Origin of the sequence: Winogradskyella sp. R77965 (assembly GCF_044594915.1) — a bacterium.
GTDB lineage: Bacteria > Bacteroidota > Bacteroidia > Flavobacteriales > Flavobacteriaceae > Winogradskyella.
The window spans coordinates 2,162,233-2,180,383 of record NZ_CP138990.1 but is presented as its reverse complement, the minus strand read 5'-3'; the positions used below and the strand labels follow the sequence as shown (position 1 = coordinate 2,180,383).

Here is an 18,151-nt window from a genome sequence, read left to right as displayed (position 1 = left end):
TCTCTATTTTAAATCACTTAAGTAACGATGGATCATACTTACTACAACAGAACCTTCACCAACAGCAGAAGCAACGCGTTTAACTGAGTCCGCTCGTACATCTCCAACGGCGAAAATTCCTGGAATACTAGTTTCTAAAGATTGCGGTTCACGATTTGAGTAGATATCACATTTTGTCAAGTCTTTTTTAGTTAAAGAAGCGCCTGTACAAAGAAAACCTTTTTCATCGGTCACAACTATACTGTCCATCCATTTTGTGTTTGGTTGTGCACCAATAAATGAAAAGACATTGGACAATTCCATATCTTTCGTTTCACCATTTGTTGTAACCGTAATTGATTCTAAATGATGGTCACCTCTAAGTTTTGCGATTTCTGTATTTCGAAGAATCTCTATTTTTTCTGAAGCCTCTAAACGTTGAACCAAATAATCACTCATTTTTGCACCCAAGTCATTTCCTCTTATCATTACATAAACCATTTTTGCATGATTAGATAAAAACATAGCGGCTTGCCCTGCGGAATTTCCGCCACCAACAATAACCACAGGTTGATTAATACAATTGCTTACGTCCATTCCAGTGGCCGAATAGTAGATACCACTGCCTTCATAATCACTAATGTTGGCAATCGGTAAACGCCTGTAAGCAGCTCCAGTTGCGATAATAAGCGCTTTTGACTTTATCACTTTGTCATTTGTAGCACAAACCGTAAAATGGTCTTTGTTATATTCTAAATTTCTAGCACGATGTGGAATAGAAATATTACAGCCAAATTTCTGAGCTTGGATATAGGCTCTATTTGCTAAATCTCCTCCAGAAATACCTGTTGGAAAGCCTAAATAATTTTCAATTTTTGAACTTTTACCAGCTTGTCCACCTGGTGATTCACTATCAATAGTAACAACTTCTAAACCTTCTGAAGCAGCATAAACACTTGCTGCTAAACCAGCTGGTCCAGCGCCGATAACGAGTACATCAAACACCTTGTCTTCAAAGTCCATCAGAACTCCACTATATCTAGCAACTTCATCTACAGATGGTCGTACACAAACTTTAGACTCACTATTGATTAGGATCGGCAAATCACTTTCAGACAAATCAAAACTTTTAAGTAACTCTAGAGCCTCATCTTCAGAATCCGTGTCAATAAAATTATGCCAAATATGATTTTTTTCTAGAAAATCTCGAATTTGATAAGTCGCATTAGATTTGCTAGAACCTACTAATTTTAACCCACCAGATATTTCGGATAAAACTGTCTGTTGACGTAATAGAAAAGCATTTAATAAAATATCACTTATATCACTATTTTTAGATATAGCCTCTTTTAATCGATTAGGTTTTATTCTTAGTAGGCTTGTGTTGGGTATGGTATCTGCATGAAATTGAGCAGCACGATTAGATAACATGCCGCTATCGCCTGAAAATTCATACTTGCCGTGCGTTACAATAGTAGTATTGTTATAAGGATCATTAATCTCAATAGCACCTTTTAGGATAACAAAAAAGTCATAGAGATTATCACCAAGGGCAAATACTCTCGTAGGTTTTTTGTAATCTTCTACCGAACCATATGCTTTAAGTTTGGTAACTTGATTATGTGTTAATTCTGGAAACCTTGGGTCTTTCACTTTTAGTATTTTTTAATTGATTTGTGTTCATAGCACCATAACCATCTTTCATTGGGTTCAGCGGAATTTGCAACAGGATGGTTATGCACAGAAGCATGTTTGCTTGCATGTTTATTTGGTGAACTGTCACAGCATAAGGTTGTACCACAAGTCTGGCAAGTTCTTAAATGTAACCAAGAATCACCAGTTTTAATACATTCATCACAATGGTAATTTTTAGCAGTTTTTACTTCTGAAATTGAATTCAGATGTTCACATGTTTTTGGTTTGAATTGTGCCATAGTTTTGAAAGTTTAATGCGCCTCCAACCAATTATCACCAATATCCATTTCAACATCTAACGGAACTTCCATTTTATAGGCATTTTCCATTTCGGTTTTAATTAGTGTTTTAAGTTCCTCTAGTTCTGGTTTGTAGATGTCAAATACCAATTCATCATGTACTTGTAAGAGCATTTTAGATTTGTAATTACCTTCATTTAATTTATTGTAAATATTAATCATGGCAATTTTAATGATATCTGCAGCGCTACCTTGTATTGGTGCATTGACTGCATTTCGCTCTGCAGCTCCACGTACTACAGCATTACGAGAATTGATGTCTTTTAAATAACGACGACGACCCAAAACGGTTTGTACAAAACCATTATCTCTGGCAAAATCGACTTGCTCGCTCATGTAAGCTCGTAATTTTGGATAGGTTGCATAATACGTTTCAATAAGTTCTTTAGATTCACTTCGTGATAAATCTGTTTGATTGCTTAAACCAAAAGCAGACACTCCATATATAATTCCGAAATTGACTGTTTTAGCATTACTACGTTGTTCTCTTGTCACTTCAGTTAGTGGAACATTGAATACTCTCGAAGCGGTTGATGCATGAATATCTTCTCCATTTTTAAAGGCTTCAATCATAGTTTCTTCTTCACTTAAAGCGGCAATAATTCTCAATTCTATTTGCGAATAATCGGCAGCTAGTAAGGTATAATCTTCATTACGTGGTACAAATGCTTTTCGGACTTGGCGACCACGTTCGGTACGAATAGGTATGTTCTGCAAATTAGGATTATTACTACTTAAACGACCAGTTGCTGCAACGGTTTGCATATAATCGGTGTGAACTCTTCCTGTACTTTCTTCGACCTGTAATGGTAAGGCATCAACATAGGTACTTTTTAATTTACTAAGTCCTCTATAATCTAATACTTGCTGAATAATATCATGATCTTTAGCTAAGTAACTCAGAACATCTTCTGCTGTAGAATATTGGCCAGTTTTCGTTTTCTTAGGTTTATCTACCAACTTCATTTTTTCAAACAAAATAACACCTAGTTGTTTTGGTGAAGCAATGTTGAATTCTTCGCCTGCAGCTTCGTAAATACTTTTTTCAAGATTTAAAATATCAGTATTAAGTTGTTCAGATAAAGAATTTAAAAAGTCTTTATCAAGATTAATACCTTCTAATTCCATGGCCGCTAAAACACGTAATAAAGGCACTTCGATTTCATCAAATAGTTTTTGAGTATTTGCCTCGCCTAATTCTTTTTCAAAATGCTCTTTTAGCTGTAACGTAATATCAGCATCCTCAACAGCATATTCGGTTTGTTTTTCTATAGGTACGTCTCGCATGGAGAGTTGATTCTTTCCTTTTTTGCCAATAAGTTCAGTAATCGAAATAGGAGTGTAGTTAAGATACGTTTCTGCCAACACATCCATATTGTGCCGCATATCTGGATTAATCAGATAATGTGCTAACATGGTATCAAATAATTTGCCTTTAACGTCTATATTATATTTAGCTAATACCTTGATATCGTACTTTAAATTCTGACCAATCTTTTCAATGTTTTCGCTTTCAAAAAACGGTCTTAAAACTTCTATTAATTCTTGTGCTTCTTTTCTATCTTCTGGGAATGGTACATAAAACCCTTTACCAGCTTCCCACGAAAAAGCAATACCAACTAACTCTGCAGTTAATGGATTTAAGCCTGTTGTTTCTGTATCGAAACAAACCGAAGTTTGATTCATCAAATTTTTAACAAACAATTTAGTAGCCATACCTGAAGCTACACTTTGATAAAAATGCGATGAGGTTTCTGCAGTTTTTCTTGCGAATTCAGAAACAGTTTCTGTCGTTGTAGGTTCCGCTCCTCCGAAAAGAGAAAATTGACCAGCACCTGCAGATTTTTCTTCTTTTGGTGTAGTTTTAGGAGCTTCTTGTTTTTGCGTGTTATCTGTTTGTGTTGCAGGTTCTCCTGATGTGAATGTCTTCAAGAAATTATCCGTTAATCTTCTAAATTCTAAACCTTGAAATATCTCTTTTACTTTTTCAACATCTGGATGATCTAATTCAAAATCCTTTGCATCAAATTCTACAGGAACATCTAGCATAATGGTGGCTAATTTTTTAGAAAGTAGACCAAGTTCTCCATTAGCCTCAACTTTCTCTTTCATTTTGCCTTTAAGCTCATGTGTATTTGCCAATAAGCCTTCCATACTGCCATAAGCGGCTAAAAACTTTTTTGCTGTTTTTGGTCCAACACCAGGTAATCCAGGGATATTATCAGAGGCATCTCCCATCATTCCTAAATAATCTATCACTTGCATTGGATCTGTGACTTCAAACTTTTTCTGAACTTCTGGAATTCCCCAAGTTTCATAACCTCCACCAAAAACAGGACGATACATAAATATATTGTCTGTAACTAACTGTGCAAAATCTTTATCTGGAGTGACCATAAAGACTTTATAACCTTCTTTTTCTGCTTGTCTAGAAAGTGTGCCAATAACATCATCGGCTTCAAACCCTTCTTTCACCATAATTGGTATATGCATGGCTTTTAGAATTTCATAGATATAGGGCACAGCAGTTTTTATACCTTCAGGAGTTTCATCGCGATTAGCTTTATACTCTTGGTACATTTCTACACGATCTGCACTTCCACCTTTATCAAAGCATACCGCTAAATGATCTGGTCGTTCTCGTTTTATAACATCTAAAAGCGAATTCATAAAGCCCATTATGGCTGAGGTATCTTCTCCTTTAGAATTGATTCTTGGGTTTTTTATAAATGCGTAATAGCCACGAAAAATAAGTGCGTAGGCATCGACTAGAAAGAGACGTTTTTGGTCTGACATGAAATTTCATTTTGAAGTCTATAAAACTACGAAAAGTTAAGGGTTTATTTAAAAAGCAATTCGTAATTTTCCACATTCAAATTTTATAAATGAAAACATTTTCAATAGCTATACATGGTGGAGCAGGAACCTTAGTAAAAGGTCTTATGACTGAAGCATTAGAAACACAGTATAGAAAAGCTCTAAAAGTGGCCAGAAATGCTGGTTATGACGTTTTAAAAAATGGTGGAACAGCTATAGATGCTGTTGAAACAGCCGTAAAACTATTAGAAGACTCACCATTGTTTAATGCAGGAAAAGGAAGCGTTTTTACAGCCGAAGGCACGCACGAAATGGATGCAGCAATAATGGAAGGCAAAAACCTTGAAGCTGGAGCTGTGTCTTTAATTACAGGAATTAAAAATCCGGTGTCATTGGCAAGAGACGTGATGGATAAAAGTTACCATGTGTTTTTAGCTGGTGAAGGTGCTATGCAATTTGCAAAAGGTTTAGATTACAAAGTTGAAAATCCAGATTATTTTTATGACGAAGTGCGATACCAACAATGGCAAGGTATTAAAGATACTGAAGGCTTTCAACTAGATCACAGTGTAAAAAAAGATGGCAAGTTCGGAACCGTTGGAGCAGTAGCTTGTGACCAAAATGGCAATATAGCAGCAGCAACATCAACAGGTGGTATGACGAATAAAAAATGGGGTAGAGTCGGCGATTCGCCAATGATTGGAGCTGGTAATTATGCTAATAATAAAACTTGCGCTGTGAGTTGTACAGGTAGTGGAGAGTTTTTTATTAGAGGAGTTGTCGCTTACGATGTGTCGTGTTTAATGGAATACAAAGAGTTGTCTCTAGAAGATGCTGCTTATGAAGTTATTAATAAACGCATTCTTGAAATAAAAGGTGATGGTGGTTTAATAGCTGTAGATGCTCAAGGCAATATCGCAATGCCATTTAATACTGAAGGTATGTATCGTGCTTGTAAATCTTCAAATGGAGAAGAAGAAATTTCAATCTATAAATAATGGTAGTTAAGCATTTAGGAGATACAGATTTTGAAATGATTATGGAATGTTTCCTATTATCGTTTGAAAATTACTTTGTAAAAATGCCAACAGATCATAATTTTTATCGTGAACGCTGGAAAGCTGCAGGAGTAAGATTTGATTTATCCTATGGAATGTTTGATGATAATGCTTTAGTTGGATTTATAATTAATGCGATTGACAAAAGACAAGGTCACTTAACAGCATATAATTCTGGTACAGGAGTAATTCCAAAATACAGAGGAAAACGTATTGTAAAAGCTATTTATGAGTATGCGATTCCAGATTTAATTAAAAATGGAATTACAAAGTGTCAACTAGAAGTTATTACCGAAAACGAGAAAGCCATAAAATCTTATGAGGGCATTGGGTTTGAAACATGTAAACATTATAAGTGTTTCAAAGGAATGCTTACAACCGAAAACAACACTGATTTCATTTTGAATAAAGTGTCTTATGACGAGATGAATTGGGAAGCACTTCCAAATCAAGGTTTGTATTCTTGGGACAATCAAAAAGAGAGTTTAGTAAAAGCTAATTTTCAGTATTATCAGGTTTTAGTTGAAGACAAAGAGCAATACTACTTTATTATGAATTCCAAAAGTGGTTATATTGCCCAATTTGAAGTTTTAGACAATTCACCTTCATCTTTTGGGAATTTATTTTCAGCAATAGAATCCATAAATAAAGACGTTAGAATCAATAATATAGATGACAGATTAACCAATAAAATTAATGCTGTAAAATCTGCTGGTTTAAAAAATACAGTTGACCAATTTGAGATGGAATTATATTTAAAAAAATAATTGATAGGATAGCGAAGTCGAAGTTAAATGAAAGGAGCTTCGATCGGCAATACAGAAACACTCCTATTTTTTATATCATACTCATCACCATTAGACAATACATGAATTGTAAGATTAGCCATAGTCATTGGTGTTCCTTCTTTTAAGATTTTTTCATTGTTATGTGTTAATGTGCTTCCATCAAAAACAATGACCATTCCAGAGCCAATAACTGTACAATCATTTCCATTTTTAATAATCATACCAGTATCTTCTGCTAAGCCAATTCCGATAAGGTTAGGGAATTTTGCTACAGCTTCAGATTGTCTTCCAAAGCGACCACGACGAATAAAATGCGTATCAACAATAAGTTCAGGAATTAAGCCTAAACCTTTATACATGTTAACCGCACCTTTAATAAAAGATTCTGAAGCACTTCCACCAGCAATCATTTCATTAGCCATTGCCATAGCGCCAGCACTTGTGCCTGCAATAACAAAACCATCATCATTTTTATAACGCTCAGTTAAAATAGTATGTATTGTTGTACCACCAATTTTATCTGTAATTTTAGATTGATCACCACCTGAAAACATCACACAATTAGCATTTTCAATTAGATTAATGGCATTTGTAGTTTCAGAATCCTCTCTAGATCTAATATCTAATACAGTAACATTTTTACAACCTAAAGTAGAAAACGCAGTTACATAATTTTCACCAACTTCAACAGGAATGCTTGATGCTGTTGGGATTACAACAATATTTGCATCTACACCACCAGATTCTTTCACTACATGAAATAAAATGCCCTCATCAATAAACTCTAAAGTGTACATTTCATCCGCTTCAATACCTTTATCTTCATTTCCACCAATTGGTATTAAAGTGCCCTTAATCTTCTGCATAATTTTATCTTGAATATTGTGCAAAAATAAGTCAAATTTTTTATTGAAAAATGCTATATTTATAATCTTTCACTAATAAAACTAACTATTATTTAAAAAATCAACTATAATGGAAATAAGAAGTATAAACGCCATGCGAGGACCTAATTATTGGTCAGTACGAAGACATAAGTTAATTGTAATGGTTTTAGACCTTCAAGAAATGGAGGAACTACCTTCCAATAAAATTGATGGTTTCCCAGAGCGATTAAAAGCTATGTTTCCAAGTATGTATTCGCATCGTTGTTCAGAAGGTTGTGAAGGAGGTTTTTTTATGCGCGTAGATGAAGGGACTTGGATGGGTCATGTCATTGAACATATTGCCTTAGAAATTCAGACCCTAGCAGGAATGGATACTGGTTTTGGCAGAACACGTGGTTATGGTGAAGAAGGAGTTTATAACGTGGTTTTCTCCTATATGGAAGAATCTGTTGGTCGTTTTGCAGCTAAATCAGCTGTTAGGATATGTGAAGCACTTATTGCTGGTGAGGATTATAATTTGGAAGAGGATATTCAAGAAATGCGAGAACTTCGTGAAGCAGATCGTTTAGGGCCAAGTACTGGTTCTATTGTTGCAGAAGCGGAAGCGAGGGGTATTCCATGGATTCGATTGAATAAATATTCGCTTTGCCAATTAGGTTATGGTGCTAATCAAAAACGAATTCAAGCTACTGTAACTAGTGAAACAAGTAGCATTGGGGTAGAGTTAGCCTGTGATAAAGAAGATACGAAGTACTTATTGGAGCAAGCCGAAGTTGAGGTTCCAAGAGGTGATATCATCCGTCGTGAACGCAGTTTAGAAGAAGCTTGCCGTTACGTTGGTTTTCCATTAGTGATTAAGCCAATTGATGGTAATCATGGTCGTGGAATTACGGTTGATATTCAAAATTATGATGATGCACTTGTCGCTTTCAGACATGCTAAAGATAGCTCACGAAGTGGAGCAATTATAGTAGAGAAATTTATTGTTGGTGAAGATTACAGACTTCTAGTAATAAATAATCAACTAGTAGCAGGTGCTATTAGAACTCCAGCACATGTTATAGGTGATGGAAAATCTACAATACAAGAACTTATAGATAAAGTAAATAGTGATCCACGACGTGGTTTTGGACATGAAAATGTACTAACTAAAATTACAACTAACGAGTTAACACAGAAATTAATAAAAGATGCTGGATATAGTTTAGAATCTGTTATAGCTAAAGGCGAACGATTAATTTTGAAAGATACAGCGAATTTAAGTACAGGAGGAACAGCCGAAGATATTACTGATATAATACATCCTTCAAATATTGCAATGGCTGAACGCATTTCAAAAATTATAGATTTAGATATCTGCGGTATAGATATAATGACAACAGATATTTCTAAGCCACTATCCGAAACTGGTGGAGCAGTTTTAGAAGTTAATGCTGGGCCAGGATTTAGAATGCACTTAGCACCAACCTCTGGTTTACCTCGTAATGTTGCAGCACCTGTGATTGATAAATTATTTCCAATTAAAGGCGATACAGGACGTATTCCTATTATTGCAATTACAGGAACAAATGGTAAAACAACAACGTCTCGATTAGTATCTCATATTGCAAAAATGAAAGGTTACCGTGTGGGTTACACCACAAGTGATGGTGTTTATATTCAGAATAGATTATTAATGACAGGCGATTGTACTGGTCCTGCTAGTGCAGAGTTTGTCCTTAAAGACCCAACTGTAAATTTTGCAGTATTAGAATGTGCAAGAGGTGGATTATTAAGAGCAGGTTTAGGCTTTAAGAAATGTGATGTGGCTATTGTTACCAATGTAGCAGCAGACCATTTAGGTCTTAAAGGCATCAATACAATAGAGCAATTGGCTAAAGTAAAAGGTGTAGTACCAGAGACGGTTTTACCAGATGGTTATGCTATTTTAAATGCAGATGATGATTTGGTGTATGATATGCGAAGAAGCGTAGATTGTAATGTGGCATTATTTTCTATGGATGAAAATAATCCAAGAATTAAAGCCTTGCAACGCCTCAATGGCATTACTGCTGTATATGAAAATGGTTACGTGACGATTTGTAGAGGTGAATGGAAAATGCGCCTTATGAAAGCAGAGAATATTCCGTTGACGTATGGAGGGAAAGCAAAATTCATGATACAGAATGTATTAGCAGGAATTTTAGCAGCACATGTACAAGGTATTAGTATAGAAGATATGAAAGCAGGCTTAGAAACGTTTATTCCTTCGGCAGCTCAAACACCAGGACGATTGAATCTTTTTAAGTTCAATGACTTTAGTATATTACTAGATTATGCACATAATGCTGCAGGTATGAGAGCACTTCAAAAATTTACAGATGAATTAGATGCAACTGTAAAAGTTGGAATTATAGCCGGTATTGGTGACAGACGTGTTGAGGATAATAATGAAATGGGATCTATCGCAGCAGAGATGTTTGATGAAATTATTATTCGCCAAGACAAACGTTTGAGAGGAAAAACAGAGCAGGAACTTATAAAGATGCTAGATGATGGTATTAAAATGAAAGATCCCAATAAGAAAACCACTATAATACCTTCAGAAAAAGAAGCCATTAGGTATGCCGTAAAAAACGCAGTTAAAGGATCATTAATTATTTTATGCAGTGATGTTGTACCAGATGCATTAGATCTGGTAAAAGAATTGAAAGAGAAAGAATCTAAAGGAGAATTAAATTTAGTTTAAAAGAAAAAAGCCGAAACGTTAGTTTCGGCTTTTATATATATCATTTGGATTAACAAAGCTTTTTAGTCTTAACTCTAATCTGAAGACTTTTTCTGTAAGCTTTAATACTTATAATTTCGTTACTTTTTTTACGATTCATTTTTAAAACCTTAGCCTTAACCTTTGCAGAAACACTTACTTTAGCAGCTTCAGGTTTTACGATTTCGTTATTAACTACATCTTGCTGAGCAAATCCTGTTAGAGACGCAATTAGAAATAATATTAAGACTATACCTTTTTTCATAATTCTTGAGGGATTTGTTTAACTTCGAAACAAAGAAACGTTAGATATTTAGATTGAATAAAAAATTTGGACAAAACAAGTTGATAACTAGATAACTGACATTTGTTCGTCAAAAACATCGACGAACAACACTAAAATAGCTTTAAGCCCAGTAAAACCAGAAGATATAAATGAGCACTTTTAAAGACAACCCTTATTTTCAATTGTTTTCTAAACAAAAACAAAACCAGTATAACATTGGTAACAGTACTCATAGCAAGCGAATTAAGAAACTAAGCACACTTCAACGAGCAATAGAAATTACTTATAGAGAGCAAATAAAAGAAGCTTTATATAAGGATTTAAAACGCCCTTTAGTAGAATCAGATTTAGTGGCTATATATCTTGTGATAAAAGAGATTAAACACGCTAAGGCTAACCTTCATCGATGGTTAAAGAACCAAAAAGCGAAAACAGACATTGTATTATTGGGTACGAAATCTTGGGTCAAGTATGAGCCTAAAGGTGTTTGTTTAATTATTTCACCATGGAATTATCCGATTAACCTTACATTTTCGCCATTAGTAGCTGCAATAGCTGCAGGTAATACTGTAATTATAAAGCCTTCTGAAATTTCAAGGCATTGTTCTGAGTTAATGGCGACTATAATAAAAGACTTATTTGAAGAAGGAGAGGTTGCATTGGTGCAAGGAAATGCTGATGTAGCTCAACATTTATTAAAACTACCTTTTAACCATATATTTTTTACTGGCTCTATAGCTGTTGGAAAAATAGTTATGACTGCTGCAACAAAGCATTTAACGTCTGTGACTTTAGAGCTTGGAGGTAAATCACCAGTAATAATAGATGAATATGTGGATATAAAACTTGCAGTAAAAACAGTTGCTTGGTTAAAGCACTTTAATTGTGGTCAAACATGTATAGCACCTGACTATATATTTATACAAGAGAAATTTTTGGAATCATTTATTACACATTATAAGTATTATATTAATGAATTTTATAGTACAGATGCTTTGAACTCTGAAAGCTATGGAAGAATAATAAATAATAAGCATTTTGATAGACTTAAGACCTACATTGATGAAGCCAAAGCATTAGAAGCCAAATTTTTAATTGAAGGTGAGGTTAATGATGACGAACGATTTATTGGTCCTACTGTAATATCAGATTTGAAACAAGAGTCTCTTTTAATGCAAGAAGAGATTTTTGGTCCAATTTTGCCTGTAAAAACTTATGATAAAAAAGAAGAGATTATTCATTACCTAAAAGATAAGGATAAGCCTCTAGCTTTATATGTATACTCTAAATCAAAATCTTTTATAAATTATATTATTAATAATACAAGAGCAGGTACCACCTGTATTAATGGTAATGGGATACAATTCTCCAATCATCATTTGCCATTTGGGGGTAGCAATAGTAGTGGTATTGGCAAAGCTCACGGTTTTTATAGTTTTAAAGCATTTTCAAATGAGCGTAGTGTGTTAAAACGTTATGCAACAGGACCTATAACATTGCTTTTTCCTCCCTATACTAATTTTAAAGAGAAACTCGCGCGATTGACAGTTAAGTGGTTTTAAGCCTTATTAAAATAATCCGATAGGATTTGTTCATTAACTCCATCTTGAAATTTAGTCATACTAAACCATTGATGTATAGCGTAACTTCCTGTTTCTCCTTTTTTGTTTACAGCTATATAACCAACCTGAAAATTTTTGTAATCACTATTCGGTTTATTTACTATTCTACTAATCGCTTCTTCACAAGCCTCTTGAGGAGATTTACCTTGGCGCATTAATTCTACGACTAAAAAGCTACCAACCGTCTTTACAACTTCTTCGCCTAAACCAGTCGCCACACAGCCACCAATTTCATTATCTATAAACAATCCAGAACCAATAATTGGTGAATCGCCAACACGTCCTCCCATTTTATAGGCTAATCCACTCGTTGTACAAGCTCCGGAAATATCACCATTTTTATCAATAGCAAGCATACCAATAGTATCGTGGTTTTCAATATTTATTATAGGTTTATATTTGGCCTCGACTTTCCATTTTTCCCAGGCTTCTTTTGAAGTTTCAGTCAGTAGATCTTCTGGTTCAAAACCATTAGAAATAGCAAATTGTTTTGCGCCTTCACCAGCAAGCATTACATGAGGTGTGTCTTCCATTACTTTTCTCGCTACAGAAACCGCATGCGTAATATCTTTTAGATAAACTACAGCACCACAATTACCATGTTTATCCATAATGCAAGCATCAAGTGTTACATTGCCATCTCTGTCAGGTAAGCCTCCCTTACCAACGGATTGCCCTTTTTCATTAGCTTCTTCAATTCTGCAACCTTGTTCTACAGCATCAAGTGCATTTCCTCCAGCTCGTAAAATTGCCATGGCTTTTTCAGTAGCCTCTAGGACATGCCATGTTGCTATGACTAATGGTAAGTTTTTTAAGTCTACAATAGCTTTGTTATTGTTATTAGATGTTTCTTCTTTACATGCTAGCAAAGAATTTCCAACTGCTAAACCAACTCCAGTTAACGAAGTGTTTTTTATAAAATGCCGCCTTTTCATAACTTGATTTTTAAATCATTAATACGTTACACCTTGTTTATCCAAAACTGTTTTAGTTCTAAAAGCATAGAATAACAAATAGGCAAAACAAGCCACAGCTATCCAATATGAGGATTGAATATTAAATACATCGGCTAATTTTCCTTGAACAGGTGGAATAATAGCTCCACCCAAAATCATCATAATTAAAAATGCAGATCCTTGAGAAGTGTATTTTCCTAATCCTGCAATACTTAAAGTAAAGATACATGGCCACATAATTGAGCAGAATAAACCACCAGATATGAACGCAAATAAGGCGACATTACCTGAGGCAAATAAACCAATCAATATTCCTAAAATTCCTAATAAGCTAAAAATCTTTAGAGTTTTAACAGGTCTGTCTTTAGCTAGAAAGAATCCAAATATTTGAACTGCAATACAAATTCCGAAAAACAGAATTTCATTTGAAGTAAAGTTATATTTAATCGAATTTACTAAAATTATGATGCCAAACGCTACATAAGGTACAATAATAAGCAAGGCTCTTTTTAACCCTTTACTCGGATTAAAAACGGTAATTGCACCAACCCAACGACCAATCATTAATCCTCCCCAATATAGTGAGACATAAGGTGCGATACTTGCGTCATTCAATACTGGTAGTCCGAGTCGGTTTAAGCCTGTATTTTCAACTCCTTGTTTTAGAAGTTCCCCAAGATTACTTCCTATAGTAACTTCAACTCCTACGTAAGTGAAAATTGCTAGCATACCTAAAACAAGTTGAGGGTACTTCATTGCTCCCCAACCTTCAGGTTTTTTGGAGGCGCTAGAATAGGCAATAAAAACAGCAGAAATAACTGCCAAAAGTGCTATGAATAATAAGATTAAACGTGTTTGCTCTAAATCTTCTGTAGCAGTATTATCTCCAGAATAAGTACTAAATATATACCCAAAACATCCAATAACAACTATTGTAAGAACAACTAAAAGATTTCTAGCTTTATTGGCAGGTTCAAATGCTGTATCAGATTTTAAAGCAGGTAATTTTTTTGAGAAATGGAATAATGCAGCTGCAATTAAAAACAAAACTCCAACACCAAGATACAAACCTTGAACAGTGACTAAGGTTATTTCATTATTTGCTATCATAGATGCTAATTCATCAGTACCACGAGTAGCAGATCCAAAAATAACTAAGCCTACTACGATGGGACCAATGGTAGTTCCAAAAGAATTTACACCACCAGCTAAATTTAAACGATGAGAGCCCGTTTTAGGGTCACCTAAAGCAATAGCAAACGGGTTTGCACCGGTTTGTTGTAATGAGAATCCCAAACCGACTATAAATAATGCAATAAGTACTAAGTAAAAAACACCTGTCTGACCTTGCTCAGCACCAGCCGTTGCAGGATACATTGCAAATGCACCTATTGCAGATAGAAGTAAGCCATAAATAATACCATTTTTATAACCCCAATTATTGTATATATCCTTCTTTAAAGAACCGGAAAGAATGAATAATAATAGAGCGCCAAAATAATAAGCTCCATAAAAAGCAAAATCTACCAATTGTGATTGAAACTGGTCAATATTAAAGTAGGTTTTACAAAACGGAATAAATACTCCGTTTGATGCTGCTATAAATCCCCAAAAGAAGAATACCGTAACTAAGGTGGCTAATGCAGATTTGTTGTTTTGATTACTCATAATTTATTTTATTAGTTAGTTTCTAATTCTTGTCCAAATTGTATTCTGTAACCATTAATGTCATAAATAGCAAACTCTCTCATGCCATATTCAAAGTTTTCTAACGGATAACTAATATCAACTTTGTCTTTTAGAATTTGCCAAATCACATCAATATCATCCACGTAAATATACAAACCGCCAGTAAAAACAGGTTTAGGATGTTTATCTTTAAAAAATCTTGATGACAACATTATATCCACTTCATCTTTTTGAATAAATGCCCAAGTATCTCCCTCTCGATCTATACACTTAAAATCGAGATAAGATTCATAAAATTGTATGGTCTTATCCATGTTTTCTACCTCTAATGTGGGAACTAATGCGTTAAATGCCATATTATTTTATTGAAATTTCATCTACGAAAATCCAGCTGCGACCATCCATTGGATAGCCTAAATGCCATTGAGGAAGTTTCCCCATTTTTTTAGCAATGATTTTCACATATTTATATTGAGTTTTTGGAAGTTTAAATTCAATTGTTTTAACTTCAATATCACTATTTTTTTCTTTAGTATTGATTTTTTGTGAAGGTAAAGCTTTAAATGTCTTGTTGTCTGTAGAAACAAAACATTGCACTTCTGTTGGGTAAAAAATCCAAGCACCTTGGTCGCGTAAAAAATTAATCTTAACTGATGAAATGGATTTTTCAGAGCCCAAATCTATAGTTGCAATTAAATCGCTATCATGGTAGCCTTGCCAACTGCCTGTTCTATAATTTTTAGTACTTCTTATGCCATCGATAAGAGCATCATTACCTCCTGCAGAATATTGATTAGCGAATTCACTTTCTAGAGTAATACTAAGATTAGGGTCAATTTTATAAAAAGGTGTTGTCAAAACAGGGCTTTTATTTCCAGAACCATCTGTAGCATACATTTTAATAGTGGCAGGTTCATAAATTGAAAATGGTTTAGTATACATTATATAATCAGCATCGTCTATGCTATAAAAAATCTCAGAATTCGAAGAAGCTATTCCTAAAGATACACTTGTAGAATCTCTAAACGTAATATCGCCTTTAGCAATAAATGGAGAAGGTAAAATGAGATTATCTTTGATTTCAGTTATGGGTTCATTACCATCTTCTGCTTCCCCAAACTGCAGGATTATCAGTCATTGTAAATTCTAATGTGCCACCAGATATGATGTCTTCATGTTTTAGATAGGTTACATCTAAATCTTTACCATTCAATTTTACCTGTTCTATATAAATATTTGTATCACTTAAGTTGTTGGCTACAATTGTAAATTGTTTTCCATTCTCTAAGTTAATAGTTGCTCTATCAAAAAGCGGTGTTCCTATAATATATTCGTTACTTCCAGGTGTCACGGAATAAAAACCCATGGAACTAAGAATGTACCAAGCACTCATTTGTCCACAGTCTTCATTGCCAGAAACTCCATCAGGATCATTATTGTACAACTCCGTTAATATTTGATGAACTTTCTCCTGCGTTTTATGTGGTTTGTTTACAAAATTATAGAGATAAGCCATGTGGTGACTCGGTTCGTTGCCATGTGCATATTGCCCAACTAAACCTGTAATATCAGACTGATTGCGACCAGATGTTTCAGTTTTTGCTGAGAATAATTTATCAAGTTGCTTTTCTAATTGGTCTTTCCCGCCAAGTAAGCCTATGAATCCTGAAATATCCTGTGGCACATAAAAACTATATTGCCAAGCATTGGCTTCGGTGTAATTAAAGTTGACTTCGTATGGATCGAAAGGAGCAAACCATGTGTTTCTAAAACGACCTCTCATAAACTTGGTTTCTGGGTCGTAAACATTTTTGTAATACTGTGCGCGTTGAATATAGGTTTTGTAGTCTTCAGTTTTACCCATGTCTTTTGCCATCTGTGCAATCGTCCAATCATCATAAGCGTATTCCAAGGTTTTGGAAACAGATTCACTTTCCTCATCCACAGGAATAAAACCATATTTTTTATAAGCTTCTAATCCAAATTTATCTCGTGTCGCCGAATGTTTCATAGCTTCAAATGCTTTTTCGGTATCATAACCTCTAATCCCTTTTAAATATGCATCAGCGATAACTGGCACGGCATGATAACCAATCATACAATCCGTGTAATTCCCTGCTAAATCCCATATTGGCATAACACCACCTTCATCATATTTCACCAAAAAGGTATTGATAAAATCATTGGTTCGTTCTTGTTCAATTATAGTGTATAAAGGATGTGCTGCTCTATACGTATCCCAAAGTGAAAATACTGAGTAGTAATCAAATTCAGCGTTATGAATTTCTAGGTCCATACCTCTATAACGCCCATCAACATCTTGATAACGTTGAGGTGCCAGCATGGTGTGATACAACGCTGAGTAAAAATTAGTCTTTTTATCTACGTCATTACTTTCAATTACGATTTTTTTAAGTTGAGATTCCCAGTAATTTTGAGCTTCTTCTTTCACTGTTTCAAAATCTTTATTACCGATTTCGGCAAGCATATTTTGTTTTGCTCCTTCAATGTCTACTGCTGAAATTCCAACTTTGATAATTACAGGCTCATTATTTGGATTGATAAACTTTAATGAAGACCGTCTTGCTCCATGCATTCCAGTTTTCGGAGGCGATTGTAGCATATCATTAAATGGATGCGAAGTTTTAATTGCAAAAAATAGACGTTGGTCTTTTGCCCAAGCTTCAGAATGACGATAACCAACAATTTCGGTATTAGAGATTTTATCAATTTTTGCGTCCAATACTTTGTCACGATGTACTAAATCTAAAATTACAAATTGATTTTCAGATGTAGGAAATTGATATTTATGAATTCCACTTCGGTTAGAAACCGTTAACTCTACATCAATATTTGTAGAATCTAAATGCACTTTATAATAACCAGGTTCCGCAACTTCATTCTCATGGTTAAAATGGGCACGATAACCTTCTTTGCCATTTGCACCATTATTAAATTGGAATTTATTTGTTGGCATTAAGAGCACATCTCCATAATCGCTAATACCTGTGCCACTGAGATGCGTATGAGAGAATCCATATATATAGCTGTCTGAATAATGATAACCAGAGCAACCATCCCAACCTTCTAAACGTGTGTCAGGACTTAGTTGCATCATACCATATGGCAGCGTTGCTCCAGGATAGGTGTGACCATGGCCACCAGTACCAATGAACGGATTAACAAAATTAATTAGCGGCTGATCTTTTTGGGCTTCAGAAACTAAAGATGAATTTTGACAACTAAAGAGCAGAAGAATTGCAATAAAGAAGAGCGTTAGTCTAAATTTCATTAAAAATGATTGCTAATTTTAATGCATCTAATATAGT

12 protein-coding genes and 1 pseudogene are annotated in these 18,151 nt (G+C 34.5%); 4 read left to right on the top strand and 9 right to left on the bottom strand.

The genetic code is table 11. The annotated features are described in order from the left end of the window. Positions 1 to 3: 3 nt before the first annotated feature. The 3 genes from SJY34_RS09670 to polA are packed head-to-tail and all read right to left on the bottom strand — an operon-like array spanning position 4 to position 4,769. Positions 4 to 1,632 carry an FAD-dependent oxidoreductase gene (locus SJY34_RS09670; protein WP_400075125.1) on the bottom strand — a complete coding sequence of 543 codons (1,629 nt, stop codon included), beginning with the start codon at positions 1,630 to 1,632 and terminating at the stop codon, positions 4 to 6. Positions 1,633 to 1,634: 2 nt separating this feature from the next. Then, positions 1,635 to 1,913, bottom strand: coding sequence for a UBP-type zinc finger domain-containing protein (locus tag SJY34_RS09665; protein WP_400075123.1), 279 nt, complete (start codon positions 1,911 to 1,913; stop codon positions 1,635 to 1,637). 12 nt (positions 1,914 to 1,925) lie between these two features. Continuing rightward, positions 1,926 to 4,769 carry a DNA polymerase I gene (gene polA / locus SJY34_RS09660; RefSeq protein WP_400075121.1) on the bottom strand — a complete coding sequence of 948 codons (2,844 nt, stop codon included), beginning with the start codon at positions 4,767 to 4,769 and terminating at the stop codon, positions 1,926 to 1,928. A gap of 89 nt (positions 4,770 to 4,858) precedes the next feature. Here polA and SJY34_RS09655 point away from each other — a divergent pair, with 89 nt between their 5' ends. Both SJY34_RS09655 and SJY34_RS09650 read left to right on the top strand, forming a co-directional pair. Next, positions 4,859 to 5,788 carry an isoaspartyl peptidase/L-asparaginase family protein gene (locus tag SJY34_RS09655; protein ID WP_400075120.1) on the top strand — a complete coding sequence of 310 codons (930 nt, stop codon included), beginning with the start codon at positions 4,859 to 4,861 and terminating at the stop codon, positions 5,786 to 5,788. Beyond that, positions 5,788 to 6,615, top strand: coding sequence for a GNAT family N-acetyltransferase (locus SJY34_RS09650; RefSeq protein ID WP_400075118.1), 828 nt, complete (start codon positions 5,788 to 5,790; stop codon positions 6,613 to 6,615). Before SJY34_RS09655 ends, SJY34_RS09650 begins: the two co-directional genes overlap by 1 nt. A gap of 23 nt (positions 6,616 to 6,638) precedes the next feature. Here the strand turns inward: SJY34_RS09650 and SJY34_RS09645 are convergent, their stop codons facing one another. After that, complete coding sequence (locus tag SJY34_RS09645; RefSeq protein ID WP_400075116.1) at positions 6,639 to 7,502, bottom strand: cyanophycinase; 864 nt, start codon at positions 7,500 to 7,502, stop codon at positions 6,639 to 6,641. A 109-nt stretch (positions 7,503 to 7,611) separates the two neighbouring features. Here SJY34_RS09645 and cphA point away from each other — a divergent pair, with 109 nt between their 5' ends. Continuing rightward, complete coding sequence (cphA, locus tag SJY34_RS09640) at positions 7,612 to 10,251, top strand: cyanophycin synthetase (RefSeq protein ID WP_400075114.1); 2,640 nt, start codon at positions 7,612 to 7,614, stop codon at positions 10,249 to 10,251. A gap of 49 nt (positions 10,252 to 10,300) precedes the next feature. Here the strand turns inward: cphA and SJY34_RS09635 are convergent, their stop codons facing one another. Next, on the bottom strand, positions 10,301 to 10,534 hold the full coding sequence (locus SJY34_RS09635; RefSeq protein ID WP_400075112.1) for a hypothetical protein: 234 nt from the start codon (positions 10,532 to 10,534) through the stop codon (positions 10,301 to 10,303). A 170-nt stretch (positions 10,535 to 10,704) separates the two neighbouring features. Here SJY34_RS09635 and SJY34_RS09630 point away from each other — a divergent pair, with 170 nt between their 5' ends. After that, positions 10,705 to 12,117, top strand: a complete 1,413-nt coding sequence (locus tag SJY34_RS09630; RefSeq protein WP_400075110.1) for an aldehyde dehydrogenase family protein — start codon at positions 10,705 to 10,707, stop codon at positions 12,115 to 12,117. Here the strand turns inward: SJY34_RS09630 and SJY34_RS09625 are convergent. The 4 genes and pseudogenes from SJY34_RS09625 to SJY34_RS09610 form a co-directional block, all read right to left on the bottom strand. Next, positions 12,114 to 13,112: a N(4)-(beta-N-acetylglucosaminyl)-L-asparaginase gene (locus SJY34_RS09625; protein ID WP_400075108.1), complete on the bottom strand. Its 999-nt coding sequence runs from the start codon at positions 13,110 to 13,112 to the stop codon at positions 12,114 to 12,116. The two genes, SJY34_RS09630 and SJY34_RS09625, sit on opposite strands and share 4 nt — an antisense overlap. 18 nt (positions 13,113 to 13,130) lie before the next feature. Next, entirely contained in the window at positions 13,131 to 14,801 is a 1,671-nt protein-coding gene (locus tag SJY34_RS09620) for an MFS transporter (protein WP_400075107.1), read from the bottom strand. An 11-nt stretch (positions 14,802 to 14,812) separates the two neighbouring features. After that, entirely contained in the window at positions 14,813 to 15,178 is a 366-nt protein-coding gene (locus tag SJY34_RS09615; RefSeq protein WP_400075105.1) for a VOC family protein, read from the bottom strand. A gap of 1 nt (position 15,179) precedes the next feature. After that, positions 15,180 to 18,114, bottom strand: a pseudogene (locus SJY34_RS09610) (GH92 family glycosyl hydrolase). Between the last annotated feature and the right edge of the window lie 37 nt (positions 18,115 to 18,151).